We start from the raw sequence: 19,135 nt of genomic DNA on the forward strand, positions 1-19,135 counted from the left end.
GCCTACGCTAAAATTGGTATCTCAAGCCTTTACAATTTGGTTCTGGGTGTTGAGGAATAAAAATGCGACGTGACACCATCTTCTACAAATTATTTAAGCAATTTCCTCTTTTGCTGTTTGAATTAGTAGATGAACCACCCCCAGAAGCGGAAAACTACCAGTTTGAATCAGTTGAGGTGAAAGAAACGGCGTTTCGGATTGATGGAGTGTTTTTACCTCCCGCTAATGCAGTTTCCAAAACCGTCTTTTTTGCAGAAGTCCAGTTTCAGAAGGACGAAGACTTATATCACCGCTTCTTTAGTGAATTGTTTTTGTTTCTCTACCGCCACTCTATCCGTTACGATGACTGGTTTGGAGTCATAATTTTTGGTTCTCGCAGCCTGGAACCTTCTTCCTCTTCGATTCACCGCGCTTTGTTGGAAAGTGATCAAATCAGGCGGGTTTATCTGGATGAGTTGGGGGATTTGCGAGAACAACCTTTGGGATTGGGTTTGATGTTGCTGACAAATGTTACTTCTGAAACGGAAGCAGTGGAAGGGGCGCGGTTTTTGCTGGAACAAGCACGGCAACAATCGGAGCAAGCGATAATTGATTTAGTTACGACGATTATTATCTACAAGTTTTCTACCTTAAGTCGAGAGGAGATTCAAGCGATGTTGGGACTGAATTTGGAAGAACCACGGGCTATTGTGGAAGCGAAGGAAGAAGGACGAGAAGAAGGAAAGATCCAAGGAAAGGTCGAAGGAAAGGTTGAAGGAAAGGTTGAAGGAGAAAGAACGATCATTTTACGACTATTAAATCGGCGCGTGGGTAATATTCCTGATAGGCTTCTGTCCCAGATTCAAGGGTTATCGGTGGAACAGTTAGAAGCTTTAGGTGATGCTTTGTTGGATTTCTCTACTCTTGCTGATTTGTCAGGGTGGTTACAAGGTCAACTAAGCGGGTAAGTTTCACGCACAGCAGAAGGGCGATCGCACTCCGTAAAATAATTATGGCTACAAATAAAGTTTCCCAAAGTGAAGAAGCATTTGCAGACACGCGGGTATATTAGAAGCGGTGGAAGAACGAGTGCGATCGTCCTCCAACTGTTAAAACGACTATTTGGCGAAATTGCTGAGGAACTTTTAGCCAAAATTCAGGCATTATCGCTGCAACAATTGGAAGCGTTAGTTTTGGTGTTGTTGGATTTTTGTGCAATCGCGGATTTGGAAGAGTGGTTAAATTGTAAACTCACAGGTTAACATCTACAATGAAGAGAAACTATAGGTATTAATTATGGCTTCTATTACTCTCGTTTTTTCTGATGAAAGTGAAATTATAGCTGGCTCACCCGCTTATTCAACTAACTATACTTTTAGACCTGGTGATAAATGTAAGGTTAAATCATCTGAATTTCAACAATATCGTATTGGTGAATTTGTTGGCATTCGTTGTTCAAATAGTACAACTTATGTAAAATTTCATGATGTATATAAAGAAGTTTATTTTACGGATATTATTCCTATCAACTATTGACATTGCATAAATTGTGGATAAAAGATAAATTACCTGAATTTGCTCACATTTTTTACTTAGTAATATTTAATACCAATATCTGCGGCGAGCTTCCCTAAATTATTCTTGCGCCATTTTGCATCGGCCTTGCGATTTGTCTGCACCTCCAAAACCCGAATTCCCTTAGTTGGAAGTGGGTTTAATTTTTGCTGCAACTGTTCCCAAGAAATAATTAATTCATGCTCAACATTATAGGTGGCGCATAACTGAGCAAAATTAATATCCTGGGGAGTGCCAAAAAACTCTTCAAAGGGCGGATCAAACTTGGCAATGGGTAACATTTCAAAAATGCCACCACCATTGTTATTGATTAACACAATCGTGAGATGTCCGACAAATTTATTGCGGATTAAAAAACCATTTGTGTCATGTAACAGCGCTAAATCCCCTGTTAACATCACACTACTTTGCTGGCGATGGGCAATTCCTAAAGCTGTGGATAATGTGCCGTCAATGCCGTTTGCACCCCGGTTAAAGTGCGATCGCACTCCTAAATTATTCGGTTTCCAGAAATATTCCACATCCCGCACAGGCATACTGTTACCAATGAACAGTGGCGTTCCTGGCGGTAAAATCTGAGAAATTAACCAAGCTGCTTTACTCTCAATGATTTCATCTATTTTCCCCATCGTCTCGTCAACAGCTAACCTGACTTTAGCTTCCGCATCACACCATTGCTGCAAATAGTCTGAGGAGAAAGATAAATTTATCTCCTCTGCTTTTATATCTTCTACAGATATCCGTAAATGCGTCGTCCTCCCGTGCAAAGGGTCGAGATTTTGGTCACTGGGGTCAATTACCCAGCGTCGCGGTTGGGTTGCATCTATCCAGTTACGCAGTTCTTTACTCGTAGGCATTTCACCTACCTGAATCACCATTTCGGACGCTAACTGCTTTGCTAGTTGCTGATTTCGCAAAATCAGGTCGTAAGTGGAAATTAAATAATGGTTGAGTTCAGTATAATTTCTCACTGGGGAGAGTCCCTCAGCTAGCACAGGCCATTTGAGAGTTTGGGAAAGGTGCGCGATCGCTCTACAATATTCCTGTGGTTGCTGCGGTTGGGCAACACCAGCGATAATAATGCCGCGATCGCATTCCTTCCATTCTTTGGGTATGGGGCATTGGGCATCGAGCATGGGGCATGAGTTTGTTATTGCTGCGAAAAAGTCTTCTGGTTGAAACTGTGATTGCAAATAACTCAAATCAGTTCCATCAGGAACAGGTGCTAAGGGATCGCGAAAGGGAATATTCAAATGTACTGGCCCCTTTGTAGGAGTTTGCGCCCTTTCCCAGCTATGAATTACTGTTTGTCGCAGGTAAGCTAGCATTCCCAGATCGGCACAGGGTAAGGCTAACTCTGTTTGCCAATTTGGGTAGTTTCCATATAATCTCAATTGATCTACAGTTTGCCCAGAGTGACAATCTCGCAATTCTGGCGGTCTATCGGTGGTTAATATCAACAGTGGGACGCGACTATATGAGGCTTCGATTACTGCTGAATAAAAATTTGCTCCTGCTGTACCAGAGGTGCAAACTAATACTACAGGTCGTCCGGTTGCTTTAGCTTGTCCCAAAGCAAAAAAGGCGGCGGAACGTTCATCGAGAATAGAAATCGCTTCAATCTTAGGTGCTTGTTGAGCAAAGGCGACTGCTAAAGGTGTAGAGCGCGATCCAGGACAAATGATCGCACAAGTCAATCCCAACCGCTTTAGCGTCTCTGTTAAAATATAAGCCCAAAGTTGATTAACATTTTTAAAGGCGAGCGGCATTAAATCAAACATAGCTATAAAACAATCTTAAATTTTAGATTTTGTCTAGGGAAATTCAATTTAAAATCCATCAATGTGGTGATGGAACCCAACACCGCCACGCGAGTTTCTGGGAAAGAAAATCTCCAAGCAAACTTGCTCCACTTTCTACAAAATGCACAATTTGCTCTCAAACTTTTATGGACTGCATTCATTTAACGGGAATTCGCGGCTATGGCTACACTGGGTATCTACCAGAAGAACAGGTGCTAGGGCAATGGTTTGAGGTGGATGTGAGGTTATGGTTGGATATCTCCACAGCCGCCAAGACTGACGCGATCGAAGACACTTTAGATTATCGCAGCGTCATTAGCTTGATACAACATTTGATCAAAACGTCTAAGTTTGCTTTGGTGGAGAAATTGGTAGCGACGATTGCAGATTCTATTCTCCAAGAATGCGATCGTGTAACAAAAGTCCAAGTCACTCTCAGCAAACCTGCCGCACCTATTCCAGACTTTGGTGGCAAAATTAGCATTGAACTGACTAAAATCAAGTCCAATATTTAATTCACAAAATGTGTTTTTTTCAATATCTATATCTATCAGCTAGCAAAGAACAGGGGGTTTACGTGGAGCTTGGGAGTGTCTCACAATGAGAATCTTTCCTGCCATTGCCCCCAGCAACTGCTGATTATCAAAAAGCTAAAAAATACCGCGATCTGCTGATGAGCATTTAAGTTGCATATTTTCAGAGGACAGGAATTGTGATTAAGTATTAACTAGAAGCTATAGGGCTAGTATTGGATTTGTAAAATATGCGTAGTGTCGTGGCAAGGTTAAAATAGTGCATTAAAAATGTATCAATTATTGAGATTTGAGCAACATAACTAATTTTTCTATAGCACACATTTAGGCTTGCCAGACTATTACAAGACTACTGGTATTTTTTAAAACAATTTACGATTTTTATCTGAATCTTTCTAAGTAATACGAGTTCACTCATCATTCAACATTTCAGACATTTTTAGACCGGAATCTAGACCTAATCTGATATAAAAGCTATTTATAGGTAAAGCAGATTTAACTCTTTAATTACAGGTAAAGATTATTTATTGATAATAATTTAGTGATTGTATATTATTATATTACATAACAGTCTAGATTTTTTAACTTATATTAAAGTAATATACTGGGATTTTAGGAAATTTTTTCTTGATTAATTTTTATATAGATATTATACTTAGTATTTATACTTTTTCAATAGAAAATTATTATATACATTTTAAAATCAGTTTTTGAGTGCTTGATAATTACATTCTAATTTAAATTTGATGTTAGTAACATCATATTAACTACATAAATTAATCAAAATTAGCTTTGATAAGCATAGAAATTGCCGGAGATTAATAACATGATGCTATTCACTCATTAGTCAGTATTAATATCAAGCAAGAATACAGGGTAGTTAGAGATTGTTTATGATAAGATAAGCACTTTTAACTTGAGTTGACACTGACAACAAGAATCTGAACCTTAGCAAACAGGTTATTGTAACATGTTCGCCCGCAAAATCCTAGTTGTTGAGGATGAAAAAAATATAGCCTCAAATATTAGAAAAAGTTTACAAAAATTAGGTTATTTAGTATCAGAAATAACTGAATCTGGTGAGGAGGCAATAAAAAAGGTAGCAGAAACTCATCCACATTTAGTATTAATTGATATCTGTCTAGCTGGAGAAATAGACGGTTTCCACGTAGCGGATATTATCCAGAATCACTTCCATGTGCCTGTAGTATATCTAACGGAGTGTTCGGAATATAAAACATTACATAAAAATCAGCTAAGTGAGCCTTTTAGTTACATAGTCAAACCGTTTATTGAAAGTGATTTACATTTTGTGATTGAAATGACCCTGTACAAACATCAGAGCAAAAAAATATTATACGAAGAAAAACAGAGGTTGATGGCAATTATTAATAGTATGGGTTGTGCAGTGATTGTGACGTATGCAAATGGTTGTATTGAAATGATGAATCCCATAGCAGAACTAATCACTGGTTGGAAGCAAAGTGAAGCGTTCGGGAAAGATTTAAGAGAAGTTGTTAACTTAGTTAATAAAGATGTAGGAGAAAAAATTGAAAATTTGACCACTTATGTAATCGAAGCAGGTAAAATTTTCAATTTACCAGAAAACTGTACATTGATTACCAAAGATGGCAAAGAAATAACGATTGGAGATAATGTTGCACCTATCCGCGATCGAGATGGCAATATTACTGGCGCAGTTTTAGTTTTTCAAGACATCACTAAACGTAAGCAGACAGAGGCGCAACTAATCCGCAATGCATTTTATGATGGGCTAACAGAATTACCAAATCGTATTTTATTTTTAGATCGGCTCAGACAAACCATTGAACGTAGCAAACGCAGAAGCGATTATTATTTTGCAGTTTTATTTTTAGATTTAGATGGCTTCAAAGAGATCAATGATCGCTTTGGGCATGGAATAGGGGATGATTTTTTAGTAGCGATCGCTAGACGTTTAGAATCGTGCTTACGTGGTGGCGATACTTTAGCACGATTTGGTGGTGATGAGTTTACTGTTCTTTTAGAGGATATTAAAGGCATTACCGACGCTACCAATGTTGCCAAACGTATTCAAGATTCCTTAAGATTGCCAGTTAACCTGAATGGATATCAATTATCTACTACAGCTAGCATTGGTATTACTTGGAATTTTAGTCGTTATGAAGAGCCTGCAACTGTGCTAAGAGATGCTGATATTGCTATGTACCGAGCTAAACGGCAGGGAAAAGCTACTTATGCCATATTTAATTAAGGATGGAAATGATACTCTAGCCGCTACTAAGGTTATCGTATACAACCGAGAAGCCCGATAAATCTGTCATGGAAAAAACCGAAAAACAGAAAATGCTCGCAGGCGAATTATATCTGGCCGAAGATCCAGAATTGGCTGCCGACAATAAGCGAGCTAGTCGTCTGTTGCGAAGGTACAATTCTACAACCGAAGAACAGCAAGAGCAACGGCAACAAATTTTGCAAGAATTATTTGGAAAAATCGGTCAAAAAGTAGCAATTGTGCCACCCTTTCAGTGTGACTATGGCAGTAATATTTTTGCTGGCGACAAATTGTATATGAACTATGGCTGTGTAATTTTAGACTGTAATACAGTTCACATTGGTGAAAATGTTCTGTGCGCTCCCTATGTACAAATTTATACTGCTTATCACCCAGCAGAGCCAGAAATTCGTCTTTCTGGTAGAGAATTAGCTGCCCCAGTTAACATTGGTAATAATGTCTGGATTGGTGGCAATGCAATTATTTGTCCAGGTGTAACTATTGGTGATAACACAACCATTGGTGCTGGTAGTGTCGTTGTCAAAGATATACCTGAGAATGTTGTCGCTGCTGGTAATCCCTGCCGCGTGATTCGCTATTTGTCGTAGAATTTAAAATTTATAACCTCTAGCAATCCAATAGAGCCAGTCTGCGATCGCTTCTTGAGTTTCACTGTCAGCATCAATGGCTGTTATTTCAGATAATTTGGCAGAATATACATCATCATCCTTACCATTAATATAAGCCACTTCGACAAACATATCTTTTAAGCACTCATCATCTGGGGCCATTCCCAATACTTCCACTTGTTTCTCTTCGACAGAACCTGATTTGCGTCCCTTCTTAGTCCATTTAGCCAAAAAGGGAAAATTCAGAGTCTCTTCGAGGTAGTAGTACCAACCCATAGCCCGGTCTTCTTTGTCTTCAGCATCTACAATAATCTCTGTTTTAATGCGATGCTCTCGGTTTTCGTCGGCTTCAACACTAGGCATAAGATAACACTTTGCGTATAATTCATTTTGATAATATAGCAGTCCGATTTGATTTTTGAAAAAATCTAAGTATATGTAGTGGCGTGGCAAGGCTAAATTGTTGCAAAAAATTTTCTTGTGGTGTGGGCATCTTGCCCGCACTGGACGGGCGAGACGCCCATCCCACAAGAGGAAAGCTAATGCACTATTTTAGCCTTGACAGGCTACTACGTGTATTTCAAAAATCAAATATGAGTCCTATACTACCAAAATGTTTCTAAAATCATAGTTAAATATATCTATTCTGTCTACTTAATTACTTATTCACCTCCCAGAACCCCACCCCTTAATCTTCTCTTTGCAAACTCTTAGGGCAGGGTGGGTTAACAATTCACGCATTCACGCATTCACGCATTCAAACATTTTAGACATTTTCAGACGAACGCGAGTGCGTCTCTAAGAGTTGAGAAGTGCCAACTCCTGCGGGGAGACGCCAAGGGCGATGCGCTCTTTAAGAGCGTTGTGGCAACTACGTTCCATTTAAACCCCGACTAGAAAATGATCAAAGGCGGAGTGGCTCCGACTCCGCACTACCTGTAGAGGTAGGGGTCTTAAACCCTTTGATTTCCGGTAAAATGACTCTGGCAATCATAACTAATTATCTGGAAATGATATAAACTCTACAAAAAACCGCTTGTCAATGACAAACGGTTTTCTAGTTATTGCACTTAAGGAAAACTTATTCGTTGCACTAAGATGCTAAGTTTTTCTTAGCGCTCAATCGCAAAATTTTCACAGATTAAACAAGTCTCAAATCAGGATAATTTGCCAACACATCATCAGATGTAAGGGTATCATTTTCAGCTTGCGGAGTCCAAAGAACTTCAATTGCTAGAAGCTTTTCGCTAGGGATACTACCAATTTGCCGTAAAGCTTGACGCAAATGATCAGCACTATTAATCGCTGTGGGGATGTCAAACTTACCTAGTGTCGCCGCCAGCAAGGTGACGATAATGTATTCACCAGCGCCTTCGGTAAATAGGCGGGTGGGGTTGTCGAGTTCACCAGTTGGGGGTAAAGCATCTTTGGCAAGGGCTGCTTTTAGCTGGTTGTTGACGTTAGAAAGAGTTTCTTCGCTAAACTTGCTGCGTTCTGCCAATGACAGCCGATTAAACTGACCTTCAGCTGAATTCAAACTGGCTTGTTGAGTGCCACCACCTGCATATACAAAGTATTCGGGATGGCGGAGTAAAGCGAGGCTGGCTTCTTGTAAAATTTCTGCTCTGCCTTCTGGGGTGTTAGTATCAGCAGTCTCAGCAATGTGGTTGAGTTCATTTTGCAATTCACGAGCTTGAGCTAATAAACCTACTTGCAAACGAGTTACAGAAACAGGAGAGTTACTACTGTAATCGGCTTCTCCAGTTTCACCGCTAGAGACGCGGCGGAAAGTTTGCAATAAGAAATTAGCGATCGCCAAGAAAATTAAGATGGTAAATATACCACCAAATCCTCCTCCAATACCCCAGAAGGGAAGTAGGAAGGGAAAGCCAAAGCCACCACCAAAACCACCACCAGGATAGTATCCGCCCCCGCCAGGAGGCGAGTATGTGCGTGGTGTATAGGTACGGCCAGAAGGTGCTCTAAAGGAGCCACCACCGATGCGACCCCCACTGCGGGCTGCTAATGCGCCGTCAGCATGACCAAGAGCCAAAGCTAACACCAAGCTTAGGGCTAAGAAGGTTTTTAACAGCGGTTTGATGGTTTGTTGTAGTTTTTTACGCATAAGACTATCGCTTCAAAAACGGAATTATTATTTATGATTTCTCCCTATTTTGGGAGCAATGTTGCAGGATGTCGCTAACGCTAGCCCATAACAAGCAAGTTTGTAGCATTCTTTTTTAGAGGCTACATATTTAATTTACCGCGTCTTATCTTGGGTAAGTAGCGATCGCAGGGGGGATTTCTCGACTGGGGAACCGTACCTGAAGACATGTTTATCCTCACAGAAATTTGCGATTTCGACGATGGTCACTGAGTTTTGTCGTACCATTTCGTGGAAGCAAGCTAGCAAGAGCCTCTTGTAAAGAAGTGCGGGCTACGCCTACGGGCAATTGTTTGCTATGCCTTGGACTAGCAGTTTCACTCTAACAGGTTGTTGGGGTCAACTTGAAGACAACTCATAGTTAACTCGTTGTCTAAAGAATTCGATCAAAAACTCGCTAATTTTGAACGATTGAGCAAGCTGACTGGTGACGAACGATATCAAGGGCTAAATGAAGACAACAGAAAAACACTAGCTACAACACACTTGAAATTGTCAAAACTGTCTCAATAATTTGACAAACACTTTGAGGATTTAAAGCAGCAGAGTACAAAACTTCCAAGCAAATATATCAAGAATTTATCGCTAAAAATAAAACTGATTTAGCATCAATTAAATCAGAGTTTGTTAGCGTCCAAAAAGACATCAAAAGTAGTCAGTTGGATATTATAAAAATCGATACAAGGGTCAAGGAACAAGAAAAGGTGAACAGTGAGGCGATTCCAAAGCTTGACCAAATACTAGGAATATTACCTTTAATTCCAGCAAGAGCCGCTGATGCAATTAAACCTGTCCGCATTGAGATTACACGACGTAGCCTCAAGGATTTAGGCTTGCTGGCTCAAATCAACTAACCACCACCGACAATAGTTACCACTTCTAAGCGATCGCCTGGTTGCACTTTTGTTTGCGACCAAAACTGGCGGTGTATAATTTCGCCATTATACTCCACAGCCACCAAGCGGGGGTTAAAACCCAACTGTTGGAGTAAGTTGGGTAAAGAAGTTTGAAACGAACAGCTATGGGTTTCCCCATTTACCTGAATCGTAATCTCGTTAGACATAATATGTGGGGAATTGGGCATTGGGAATTGGGCATGGGGCATTGGGCATTGGGCATTACTTATTCACTTTGGACAAATGACAAATGACAAATGACAAATGACTCTTTTAAAGTTCTGGTTTAATGCGATTGAGTTGAGAGAGCAAATATTGCGTTACTAGGGTAGGCTGTTCGGCTTGCATAAGCGATCGCACCACTGCTACACGTTCGGCCCCGGCATCGACCGCATCATTGATATTATTGGCATCTATTCCCCCAATCGCAAACCAGGGAATTGAGCAATTTTTGGCTGCATAGCTGACATATTCTAGCCCTGTTGCTGCTTTACCTACTTTTGTGGGAGTTTCATAAACTGGCCCTACGCCAATATAATCTACACCTTCAGCAATTGCTGCTTGCATTTCTTCTTTATTTGTGGTAGATAACCCTATCAGACGTTGCGAACCCAGTAATTGCCGAGCAACAGCAATAGGCATATCTTGTTGTCCCAGATGCACCCCATCGGCATCGACAGCTAAAGCTACATCCACGCGATCGTTAACGATAAACAAAGCACCATAGATGTGGCATAACTGCCGTAATTTTCTCGCTTGTTCCAGACGCAAAGAATCATCGGCGGTTTTGTCGCGGTATTGTAATAGCGTTAATCCCCCTTTGAGTGCAGATTCGACAGTGTTCAACAAATTTTCACTAGGGGAAGTCACAAGATACAAACGCGATCGCCACAACAATTGATGGCGCTGATGACCCATTAAACTACTTTCTAGGGTATAAACCTGATAGCGCATCTGCTTACAAGCTTTAGCCATATTTGGCTGGAAAAGCTTGCTGTATTCTTCCAACACCCGTAATGCTTCTTCTATCCGGCAAAAGTTAGCCTGCAAGACCGATTTTATACTAGCTCGTTGTTCTTCTTGAGGATGAGTTAACTCAGTCCCCGGATCGCCTGGTGTATCTCGCGCCGCCCGTAATTCTGGGGTATGCCACTTGGCTACCTCTTGTCGCAGCCGCTTGCATTCAAGAGCCAACTGGGCATTATTCAACCCAAACCGACACCATTCCTCAATAATTCGCAAGCCCTCACGAGCGCGGTCTAAATTGGCATCTAAAATGCGGTAAACAACTTGCTGTATTTGCTCTTTTTGGCTGTATGGCTCGACCATCACAACAACCCCATTAGTGCTTTCATCGAAGTGTGAATTATCATAAGTCCTAGTAACCATAAGTTAATTAATTTGCTTTTTTTTACTAATTTTTGCGGAATCTACGCAAAACAACGTAGTAGTGAGGGTTACGGGAAATTATCCCATGTTCTTATAGACAGTGATAAGGGTAGTTTGAGGCTACAGTTTCGCACTGAGCTTAGTCAAGTATTTTATGGTAAATAACAAGCTTGCAAAGGACTGCCAAAAGAAAATCCCCAATAGATATATTAGTGAAGACAACGTAGAGACTAGCAGTGTTACGTCTCTACAAGGGTTTTGGATAACGCATATTTAATTTCACTCTTATATCCATTTAGATATGGGAGTGAAAATGACTTTTGACTTTTGACTTTTGACTTTTGACTTCCCCGAAGGAGCTGACGTAGGCACAATTCATGAATTGTGCCTACAAATGATTTTGGGCAACGCACAATTAATTTCTGGAGATGTCTAATATCATTTATTACTATGTATTAAATATCGCCAATCGGTCAATATATGGGTAATATTATCGACATAATACTCTCTAAAGAGTATAAGAATTTATGATTACTTAGAAGGAGTCGTGTTAAATATGATTCTCCCTCGTGTGTTTCCTGGGTACCGTAGAGTAGATGTTCTGTTTGCAAAGCTGAAGTTTTTGAAATCACCAAGGCTTTTATTTTTTAGTTTTTCAGTATTATCTTTTACTGTAGGTATGGGGGCGGCAAGTATAGCGTTCCTGGGTATAAACCTGGATAGTGCGTCAGCGAAGCTCGCCGTTCGCGTAGCGTCTCGCAGAGAAGGCATCGCTCAGATTCCATCGACACCAGATTCAGCGCCTCTGAATCAAAAAACACCTTCTCAGGCTAATGTGCTGTTTGTCAATCCTGGTGTTGGAGATGACAAGGCAGGGAATGGCAGCGAATCCGCTCCTGTAAAGACGATTACCCAAGCCTTGCGATTAGCTAACGCCAATACTGTAATTATGCTTTCCACTGGTACTTATAGCGCCGAGACAGGAGAGGAATTTCCCTTAATACTGAAACCGGGTATTTCAATTCAAGGCAATCCCAGCAATCAAGGTAAAGACATTATCATTCAAGGAGGCGGTGATTACCTAAGTCGGAGCTTTGGCGGTCAAAATGTCACAATTGTTGGAGCCAACCAAGTCTTCCTCACTGGGGTAACGGTGACGAACTCGAATCGCCGTGGTTACGGTTTATGGATTGAATCTAGCAATCCGGTAGTCGCGGAAAATACTTTTAGTGGCAGTACTCAAGATGGGATTTCCGTCAGTGGTAATGCTGCACCCACCATTAGCAAGAATTACTTCGATCGCAATGGAGCTAATGGCATCACAATTGCTGGTAACTCTAGTCCCCAAGTGAAGGAAAATGTCTTTCACCAAACAGGTTTTGGCATTAATATTGCCCAAAACGCCGCTCCTATAATCATAGGTAATCAAATTCAGAACAATAGATCGGGAATTGTCGTACAAGCAAATGCCCGCCCGATTTTGCGGAATAATTCTATTCAAGATAATAAAGAAGATGGTTTAGTTGCGATCGCTCAAGCAATGCCAGATTTGGGTAGTGCATCGGAACCTGGGGGTAATACATTTCAAAATAATGCCCGCTACGACATTAACGCCAGCGCTGCTAAACAAGTGATTCCTGCTGCTGGTAATAACCTTGTGAGCGATCGCATCACTGGCAAGATAGATATTAACGGTACAACAGCACTAGTAAGCGAAAATTCTCAACCAGCTCCCAACAACGTATTACGACAAATACCACCAAGTGGAGAAATCACCTTCTCGGCTCCCGAAATCTCTGAAACTACTAATGGGCAAACCAGCAACAGCATTTCAGCAAATAATCCTGTTTCTGGGCAATTAAACAGTCAACTGCTGCCATTAATGCCAGCAAATAATGTACCGCTTTCCACGCCTATATCCAATCAACAACCACCCACTTCTAGCGTCGCCGGATTTCCTACTCCTAGCAGCTTGTCAAGTAGACAAGTATCAACTAACACTCAAATTGCAACTTCCAGTCCAGCACAGCCACCTGATACACCACAGTTAAATTATGTGCGGATCGATCCTAATACCATTGAGTTTACTGCCTCTGAGTCCCCATCCAATTCAGTTGCACAGCCACCAGTTCCAAGTATGAGGGATCAAACACAGCAACCATTACCAATACTAGAAACTGCTGCCCCAGGTGCTTCAGAACTTTTACCACTTCCCGATCGCAATATCCCCATTGTTAATACTCGCAATCTGCAAACAAGTTCTGCAAGTATTCCCGATAGTGGTAACTCTGCAAGACAATTTGGTGTGCGTTATCGCGTAGTAGTGCCACTTGCAACTGATAAGGATCGCGATTTAGTAAAATTCTTTGCTCCTGGTGCGTTTCCTACAGTTTGGCAAGGTCAAAGAGTTATGCAAGCAGGAGTATTTAGTAGTGAATATAACGCTAAAGAAATGCTCAAAACACTCTCTAGTAAAGGTTTAAGAGTTATTATGGAGCCGTTGAATTAATTGGGTATGGGGCATTGGGCATGGGGCAAAAGATATGGAATTAGCGAGAAAAGCACCTCAAAATGAATATTGATCCACTTGAGAGAGCGATCGCTTTCCTACTGTGGGGAGGCATCGCTCTTTTAGTCAAGGGGGTGAGATCGCCCTTAGGCATAAGTTGAATTAGCGATCGCGTTCTTGTTTTAGGGAGCGATCGGGGAAAGCATCCTTTATCCATCACCTTCATCTAGATATTTTAGGAAAGAATGAACACCCAGTAACTGAATGCCATAGCTTGCCATTACCGCTCTCAAGTCATCATCAGCCCGCAAGTCATCATCCCCAGATACGATAATCCCCGCTTTGCCATCAATCGCTGTAGCCAACACAGGTAAATCTTTGGGATCTCGACAATTAGGCGGAACAGTTTTCAACTCAACCCATAAGGCGCGGTACTGCAATTGTTGTTCTAGGCGAATCGCCTGACTAGAGTCAATCCGCTCTCTTAAACGGGGGCATTCCAAACAAGATGGAATTCTTCCATGAGGGGTTGACTCATTACCAACTGGAATTTATCCTCATTAAATGCTGCCAAAATCGGCAATGTAACTCGTCCTTTCAGCAAAATGCTCTCTCCAAATGTTGGTGTCGATGACCAGAAAGAAAAAGGTACAGAGCAAGTAAATTTATTTATGGGCTTGGTAAATTATTGAATGCGTGACTTTTGATTTTTGACTTTTGACTTTTGACTTCCCTGAAGGGGTTGACCACTCGCAACATTAGACCTGCTGGGATTGCTGACGCACAGCTTTAATTTCAGCCCTGATTTCATCGTCTGTAATCTCATTCACGGGGGGTTCGGCATAAAGTTCTTGAATTAAAGCCGTCAAATCTGAACGTAAATCTATTTGAATCAAGGCTCTAGCGACTTTTGCTCGTTCGTCTGGCTGCAACTGTTGTACCGCCGTAATGAGTTGTTCCAAAGTAATTGGGATCGATACCATGTCAGTACCCATCATGATGGTTTCTTAAATTTTAGTGCGTTTGTGCGATCGCTATCAGTCTTTTCAGCGGAATTTATAATTGACAAAAGCAATGTTATCCTAACTTGTCATGAATGAACCGATTTAATTTTATTCAATGGTAAAAGGTATGGAACCGACCATCGAACAACTTAAAGCATTCTTTGACTTTTGTGTTCGGGCTAGTAATTTGCTTAGAGATATAGCATTGGTTAGATTTGATGGGAGGACAAGCCGAATCGTGATTTTGATAGGCGAAACCATCCAAGTAGAAATTCTTAGTAATGGGGAGAACATTATCCGATGACAGACTATTTAACTCTTAATGAGCAAGAATTAAGACAATATGTGATATCAAACCCCCAGGATGAGGAGGCATTTCAGCATTACCTCAGCATCATGAGAGCGAAACCGGGGGTAGTGGTCAGCACTCCAGAACAATTAGAGGCTGAGTTAAAACGGCGTATTAATCAAGCTAGTTAACATATAACCCGTTATTGGAATGTCAGTAATGGGGTTTTTTCATTTAGCAGCTTGAGTCAATGGGACTTGCCTTCAGCCATCATCTTCTTGGATATTCCCGCGATCGCACACTTTTATATCTGCGCTGATTTGGCGACTTGCGTCTGGATACAGCAGGCTCAGTTTTTTCCGTTTTACCAACTTTTGGTGATTGGCGATCGGCTAAGATATCCAGGGCAGAGAAATGACGAAACTCGACGGAACAAGGGGTAGCGTTACTGTCAGTATGCCAGATTTTTCTCGTTTTACCAGCTTTCGGTTATTTATTGGTTTTTACAAAATCTTTTTAAGGGCGTTTATTTTAGTTGCCTTCATGATAGCGGGTTATTTTTGACAAGCGAGGTGCGCTCACCGTCAAAAATAACTCGTTATTGGGGTGTGTTCCACCTAATGGCTCTAACGTGTAACACTGCACCACTAGTTTGTTTATAATTTTTAACTAGACTGGCGTTAAGCGTAATTATCGCGCAAGAATTTCAGATTTTCACGGATAGTTGCTGTGCTGGGATGATCTACCCCCAACCTAAGTTCAGCAATTTCCAAAGCTTTTTTATACAGTGGTTCCGCTTCGCTATACCGTCCTAGAGCGTCGTAGAGTCCAGCCAGCTTGTTGTAACTGGTGGCGACAGAGGGATGCTCTTCTCCCAGCAGCCTTTGCCTGAGTTCTAGAGCTTTTTGATACAGTGGTTCCGCTTCGCTGTACCGTCCTTGGTTTTTGTAGAGTCCAGCTAGGTTGTTGTAATTGGTGGCGACATCCGGATGCTTTTCTCCCAGCAGGCGTTTATAAAGTTCTAGAGCTTTTTGATATAGTGGTTCCGCTTCGCTGTACTGTCCTTGGGATTCGTAGAGTAGAGCCAGGTTGTTGTAACAGTCGGCGACATCGTGATGCTCTTCTCCCAGCAGGCGTTTATAAAGTTCTAGAGCTTTTTTCAACAGTGGTTCCGCTTCGCTGTACCGTTCTTGGAATTCGTAGAGTCCAGCCAGGTTGTAAAGGCTTTGAGCGACATCAGGATGTTCTTCTCCCAGCAGCCTTTGCCTGAGTTCTAGAGCTTTTTGATACAGTGGTTCCGCTTCGCTGTACCGTCCTTGGTTTTTGTAGAGTAATGCTAAGTTGTTGACGCTGGTGGCAACATAAGGGTGTTCCTCGCCGACCAGACGTCTATCAAGTGTAAGAGTTTGCTGAAAAAGGGGTTCCGCTTCGGCGTAGCGTCCTTGGTACAAATAGATTAATGCCAGGTTATTGAGGCTGGTGGCGACATCGGGATGCTCTTCTCCCAGCAAGGGTCTCCTCATTTCCAAAGCTTGCTGATATAGTGGTTCGGCTTCGGCGTAGCGTCCTTGGTAACGGTAGAGCTCGGCTAGGTCATTGAGGCTGGTGGCGACATCGGGATGCTCTTCTCCCAGCAGCCTTTGCCTGAGTTCTAAAGCTTTTTGATACAGTGGTTCCGCTTCGCTGTACCGTCCTTGGTTTTTGTAGAGTTCAGCCAGGTTGTTGTAATTGGTGGCGACGTCGGGATGCTCTTCTCCCAAGCGGGATTGTACTACTGATACACATTGCTCTAACCAAGGTTGAGCCAACGTATATAAACCTTGTCCAGAATAAAATCTATCTAACCCAACAAAAACCCAAATTAAATTTTCATCACTGACTGCATCAATCAGATTTTGTGCCACCTCTGCTAAATGTGGGATGGCATCTTTGACTGAATTAATTGACTTCACAGTTGGAGAGTCGGGGATTGTTTTAGCGATCGCCACCATTGCCTCTACAAAACCCCGTTTCAAATCATCAGCTTGTTGTGATGCTGCGAGCTTCAGTTTCAGGAACTCGCAAATTAAGGGATGAATTCTAATTTTATACTCACCAGATGTATCATCTACTGATTGAATCAAATGAAGTGTATACAGTTGCTCGTTTGCTGTTTCGATATCAGTCGAACTCCAATTGAGCAATTCACCTGTAGACTCCACCCATTCCCAGGCAATGATATTTGGTGCAAACAAGCTTAATAATGCAGCTAAAAGCTGTGTTGGAGGCGAAAGTTTCTGCCAGCTTAATTCAAAAGCGTCTAACACGCTACGCTGTGCTGTACTCAAAGTTTGTTGCAACTCCTGATTTATGGCAATATTAGTGAGTCGCTGCTCTTTCAACTGTTGCAACATATGAGCTAAAGTCCAGTTGGGCGGTTTTTTCGCCACATACCTTCCTACCAATTCCAAACCCAAGGGCAAGTATCCCAACCATTCACACAGTTGTTGTGCTACATCTTGTTCCTTTTGTACCCGCTTACTACCTACGATTGCTATCAATAATTGCAATGCCTCTTGTGGGGACAGCACATCCAAGGAAATCTCTTCAATATTCGGGTCTAAATTTCGCACCCGTGTTGTCATTAATATACGAAAACAGTTGTTTTTTGGCAGTAGATGCCGATAATCACCCAAAGCAGTAACATCATCTAGTATGATTAATGCGATCCCCTTTGGTGGTTGCCAATGCTGCCAGCACCACTCTACTTGTTCAGTAAGACTTAGCGCTCTTCCACGAAAATCCTGCTGTGGGATTTCTAATTTCATATGAAGCTGCGCGAACTGCACAATACTAGCTGCTAAATCTGATTCTCTAGCTGATAACCAGCAAATACCACTAGCATAGTCTGCTTCATGCTGCAATACATATTGAATCGCCAGTTCAGTTTTACCAACACCGCCCATACCAGCAACAGCTGAGATGGCTACAGCACCTGTTCTTTGAAACTTTTGATCCAAGATGGTCAGTTCATGTGCTCGCCCTACAAAGTTGGCTGTTCCTGAAAACTGAAGATTATTTGGAGGATTTAACTTTACCCGTTCCCATTCGGGCGGCTGTAGTCAGTTGTTAAATGTAATATTGTGACCACTGCCACCCTGAATTACTGGCGCATTGGTGTTGTTTGCATTATTCTGTTGTGCTTCTCCACCATAGACATTCTGAAGATTTTGACCTTGAATCTGACCAATATTTATTTCTTGCTGAATCTCATGAGCCAGTTTCTGTATCTCCTGGGTAAAATTTGGGTCAGATTTCATTACTGGCTGCAAGTAAGCAGCAAGTTTTTCTAAATCTGGCTTAGACCCTTTTTCTGCTAAAGCAAACGCATTAGCAGCCTCTTGGTTTCCATGAATCTTGTTCCAAATCTTGTCACGCAGCACTTTTATCTTGGCAAGAGTTGCTTCTGTGAATTTTTCAATTGTTGTTTCAAAGGCTTTGGTAAAAACGAGCGTGGCGATCGCACCAGCAGTTAATGGCTCCATGTGCTACCTCGTAAACGCGGCATCCTATTTTACCTATTACTACATGGTTTCTATCCTAAATTTCGCAATTAAGGTAAAAATTTGTAGTTAGCTCATTGTTACGCCTCTTGAGTCATCCAGCATTACACGAAAGGGCTATTAAGTAGAATGAGTGGCTGAAAGTATTCATTACTCGTGCTCGTGAGCGGTGTTACCACATAAGTGTGTTTTACCAACTTAGGGTTATAAGTTGGTATTTGAGTTCTGACTGGATTAGTTAGTAACTATGTACTAAAAAAGTGTCTGCTTGTAGCCTTCTTGTATTTGGTTAAAACAGAGAAGTAAAAAGTTGAATTATATTTATGATACTTTTGAGCGCGATCGCCTTCGCCGTAAATCGGGTTAAGGCAAGAAAATTCATCATCTAATACTTCAACATGACTTTAAAGTACCTCAACATGACTTTGAAGTACTCCAACACGACTTTGAAGTACCTCAAAACGACTTTGAAGTACCTCAACACGATGTTGAAGTACCTCAACACGATGTTGAAGTACCTCAACACGACTTTGAAGTACCTCAACACGA

The 19,135-nt window shown here is 41.5% G+C and carries 20 protein-coding genes; 11 read left to right on the plus strand and 9 right to left on the minus strand.

Features of this window, described 5'->3' with window-relative positions; all coding sequences use genetic code 11:
- Window positions 1-62: 62 nt before the first annotated feature.
- The 3 genes from HWQ58_RS14995 (at window position 63) to HWQ58_RS15005 (ending at window position 1,515) form a co-directional block, all read left to right on the plus strand.
- Complete coding sequence (locus HWQ58_RS14995; protein ID WP_292863737.1) at window positions 63-947, plus strand: Rpn family recombination-promoting nuclease/putative transposase; 885 nt, start codon at window positions 63-65, stop codon at window positions 945-947.
- Window positions 948-1,016: 69 nt separating this feature from the next.
- Complete coding sequence (locus tag HWQ58_RS15000; RefSeq protein ID WP_292863740.1) at window positions 1,017-1,241, plus strand: DUF4351 domain-containing protein; 225 nt, start codon at window positions 1,017-1,019, stop codon at window positions 1,239-1,241.
- A 34-nt stretch (window positions 1,242-1,275) separates the two neighbouring features.
- Window positions 1,276-1,515: a hypothetical protein gene (locus HWQ58_RS15005; protein ID WP_292863743.1), complete on the plus strand. Its 240-nt coding sequence runs from the start codon at window positions 1,276-1,278 to the stop codon at window positions 1,513-1,515.
- Between the two features lie 56 nt (window positions 1,516-1,571).
- On the opposite strand, the gene menD is transcribed toward HWQ58_RS15005, so the two are convergent.
- Entirely contained in the window at window positions 1,572-3,335 is a 1,764-nt protein-coding gene (menD, locus tag HWQ58_RS15010; protein WP_292863746.1) for a 2-succinyl-5-enolpyruvyl-6-hydroxy-3-cyclohexene-1-carboxylic-acid synthase, read from the minus strand.
- A 167-nt stretch (window positions 3,336-3,502) separates the two neighbouring features.
- On the opposite strand from menD, the gene folB reads away from it, so the two are divergent.
- The 3 genes from folB to HWQ58_RS15025 all read left to right on the plus strand — a co-directional run bounded on the left by folB (window position 3,503) and on the right by HWQ58_RS15025 (window position 6,772).
- Window positions 3,503-3,871 carry a dihydroneopterin aldolase gene (gene folB / locus HWQ58_RS15015; RefSeq protein WP_292863749.1) on the plus strand — a complete coding sequence of 123 codons (369 nt, stop codon included), beginning with the start codon at window positions 3,503-3,505 and terminating at the stop codon, window positions 3,869-3,871.
- 988 nt (window positions 3,872-4,859) lie between these two features.
- A complete protein-coding gene (locus tag HWQ58_RS15020) occupies window positions 4,860-6,143 on the plus strand; it encodes a diguanylate cyclase (protein WP_292863752.1) in 1,284 nt (427 codons plus the stop codon).
- Between the two features lie 68 nt (window positions 6,144-6,211).
- Window positions 6,212-6,772, plus strand: coding sequence for a sugar O-acetyltransferase (locus HWQ58_RS15025; RefSeq protein ID WP_292863755.1), 561 nt, complete (start codon window positions 6,212-6,214; stop codon window positions 6,770-6,772).
- A 3-nt stretch (window positions 6,773-6,775) separates the two neighbouring features.
- Here HWQ58_RS15025 and HWQ58_RS15030 read toward each other — a convergent pair whose 3' ends face one another.
- On the minus strand, window positions 6,776-7,156 hold the full coding sequence (locus tag HWQ58_RS15030) for a calcium-binding protein (RefSeq protein WP_292863758.1): 381 nt from the start codon (window positions 7,154-7,156) through the stop codon (window positions 6,776-6,778).
- A gap of 778 nt (window positions 7,157-7,934) precedes the next feature.
- Window positions 7,935-8,918 (minus strand): DUF1517 domain-containing protein, encoded by a 984-nt coding sequence (locus HWQ58_RS15035; protein WP_292863761.1) that lies wholly within the window; start codon window positions 8,916-8,918, stop codon window positions 7,935-7,937.
- 698 nt (window positions 8,919-9,616) lie between these two features.
- Between HWQ58_RS15035 and HWQ58_RS15040 the strand changes: the two genes are divergently transcribed.
- Entirely contained in the window at window positions 9,617-9,811 is a 195-nt protein-coding gene (locus HWQ58_RS15040) for a hypothetical protein (RefSeq protein ID WP_292863764.1), read from the plus strand.
- On the opposite strand, the gene thiS is transcribed toward HWQ58_RS15040, so the two are convergent.
- Window positions 9,808-10,020, minus strand: a complete 213-nt coding sequence (gene thiS, locus HWQ58_RS15045) for a sulfur carrier protein ThiS (protein ID WP_292863767.1) — start codon at window positions 10,018-10,020, stop codon at window positions 9,808-9,810. The two genes, HWQ58_RS15040 and thiS, sit on opposite strands and share 4 nt — an antisense overlap.
- 106 nt (window positions 10,021-10,126) lie before the next feature.
- Window positions 10,127-11,242, minus strand: a complete 1,116-nt coding sequence (locus tag HWQ58_RS15050; protein ID WP_292863770.1) for a thiamine phosphate synthase — start codon at window positions 11,240-11,242, stop codon at window positions 10,127-10,129.
- Window positions 11,243-11,798: 556 nt separating this feature from the next.
- Here HWQ58_RS15050 and HWQ58_RS15055 point away from each other — a divergent pair.
- Window positions 11,799-13,751: a DUF1565 domain-containing protein gene (locus HWQ58_RS15055; RefSeq protein WP_292863773.1), complete on the plus strand. Its 1,953-nt coding sequence runs from the start codon at window positions 11,799-11,801 to the stop codon at window positions 13,749-13,751.
- 209 nt (window positions 13,752-13,960) lie between these two features.
- Here HWQ58_RS15055 and HWQ58_RS15060 read toward each other — a convergent pair whose 3' ends face one another.
- A complete protein-coding gene (locus HWQ58_RS15060; RefSeq protein WP_292863776.1) occupies window positions 13,961-14,254 on the minus strand; it encodes a putative toxin-antitoxin system toxin component, PIN family in 294 nt (97 codons plus the stop codon).
- A gap of 255 nt (window positions 14,255-14,509) precedes the next feature.
- On the minus strand, window positions 14,510-14,734 hold the full coding sequence (locus tag HWQ58_RS15065; protein ID WP_229484255.1) for a hypothetical protein: 225 nt from the start codon (window positions 14,732-14,734) through the stop codon (window positions 14,510-14,512).
- Between the two features lie 148 nt (window positions 14,735-14,882).
- On the opposite strand from HWQ58_RS15065, the gene HWQ58_RS15070 reads away from it, so the two are divergent.
- The 3 genes from HWQ58_RS15070 to HWQ58_RS15080 are packed head-to-tail and all read left to right on the plus strand — an operon-like array spanning window position 14,883 to window position 15,487.
- Window positions 14,883-15,059 (plus strand): hypothetical protein, encoded by a 177-nt coding sequence (locus tag HWQ58_RS15070; RefSeq protein WP_292863782.1) that lies wholly within the window; start codon window positions 14,883-14,885, stop codon window positions 15,057-15,059.
- On the plus strand, window positions 15,056-15,235 hold the full coding sequence (locus HWQ58_RS15075; RefSeq protein WP_100899738.1) for a hypothetical protein: 180 nt from the start codon (window positions 15,056-15,058) through the stop codon (window positions 15,233-15,235). Before HWQ58_RS15070 ends, HWQ58_RS15075 begins: the two co-directional genes overlap by 4 nt.
- A gap of 51 nt (window positions 15,236-15,286) precedes the next feature.
- Entirely contained in the window at window positions 15,287-15,487 is a 201-nt protein-coding gene (locus HWQ58_RS15080; RefSeq protein WP_292863785.1) for a hypothetical protein, read from the plus strand.
- Between the two features lie 237 nt (window positions 15,488-15,724).
- Here the strand turns inward: HWQ58_RS15080 and fxsT are convergent, their stop codons facing one another.
- Window positions 15,725-18,043, minus strand: coding sequence for an FxSxx-COOH system tetratricopeptide repeat protein (gene fxsT, locus HWQ58_RS15085; protein WP_292863788.1), 2,319 nt, complete (start codon window positions 18,041-18,043; stop codon window positions 15,725-15,727).
- Between the two features lie 102 nt (window positions 18,044-18,145).
- Window positions 18,146-18,568: a hypothetical protein gene (locus HWQ58_RS15090; RefSeq protein WP_292863791.1), complete on the minus strand. Its 423-nt coding sequence runs from the start codon at window positions 18,566-18,568 to the stop codon at window positions 18,146-18,148.
- Between the last annotated feature and the right edge of the window lie 567 nt (window positions 18,569-19,135).

This window comes from Nostoc sp. LPT (assembly GCF_017115165.1).
Classification (GTDB): domain Bacteria; phylum Cyanobacteriota; class Cyanobacteriia; order Cyanobacteriales; family Nostocaceae; genus Nostoc.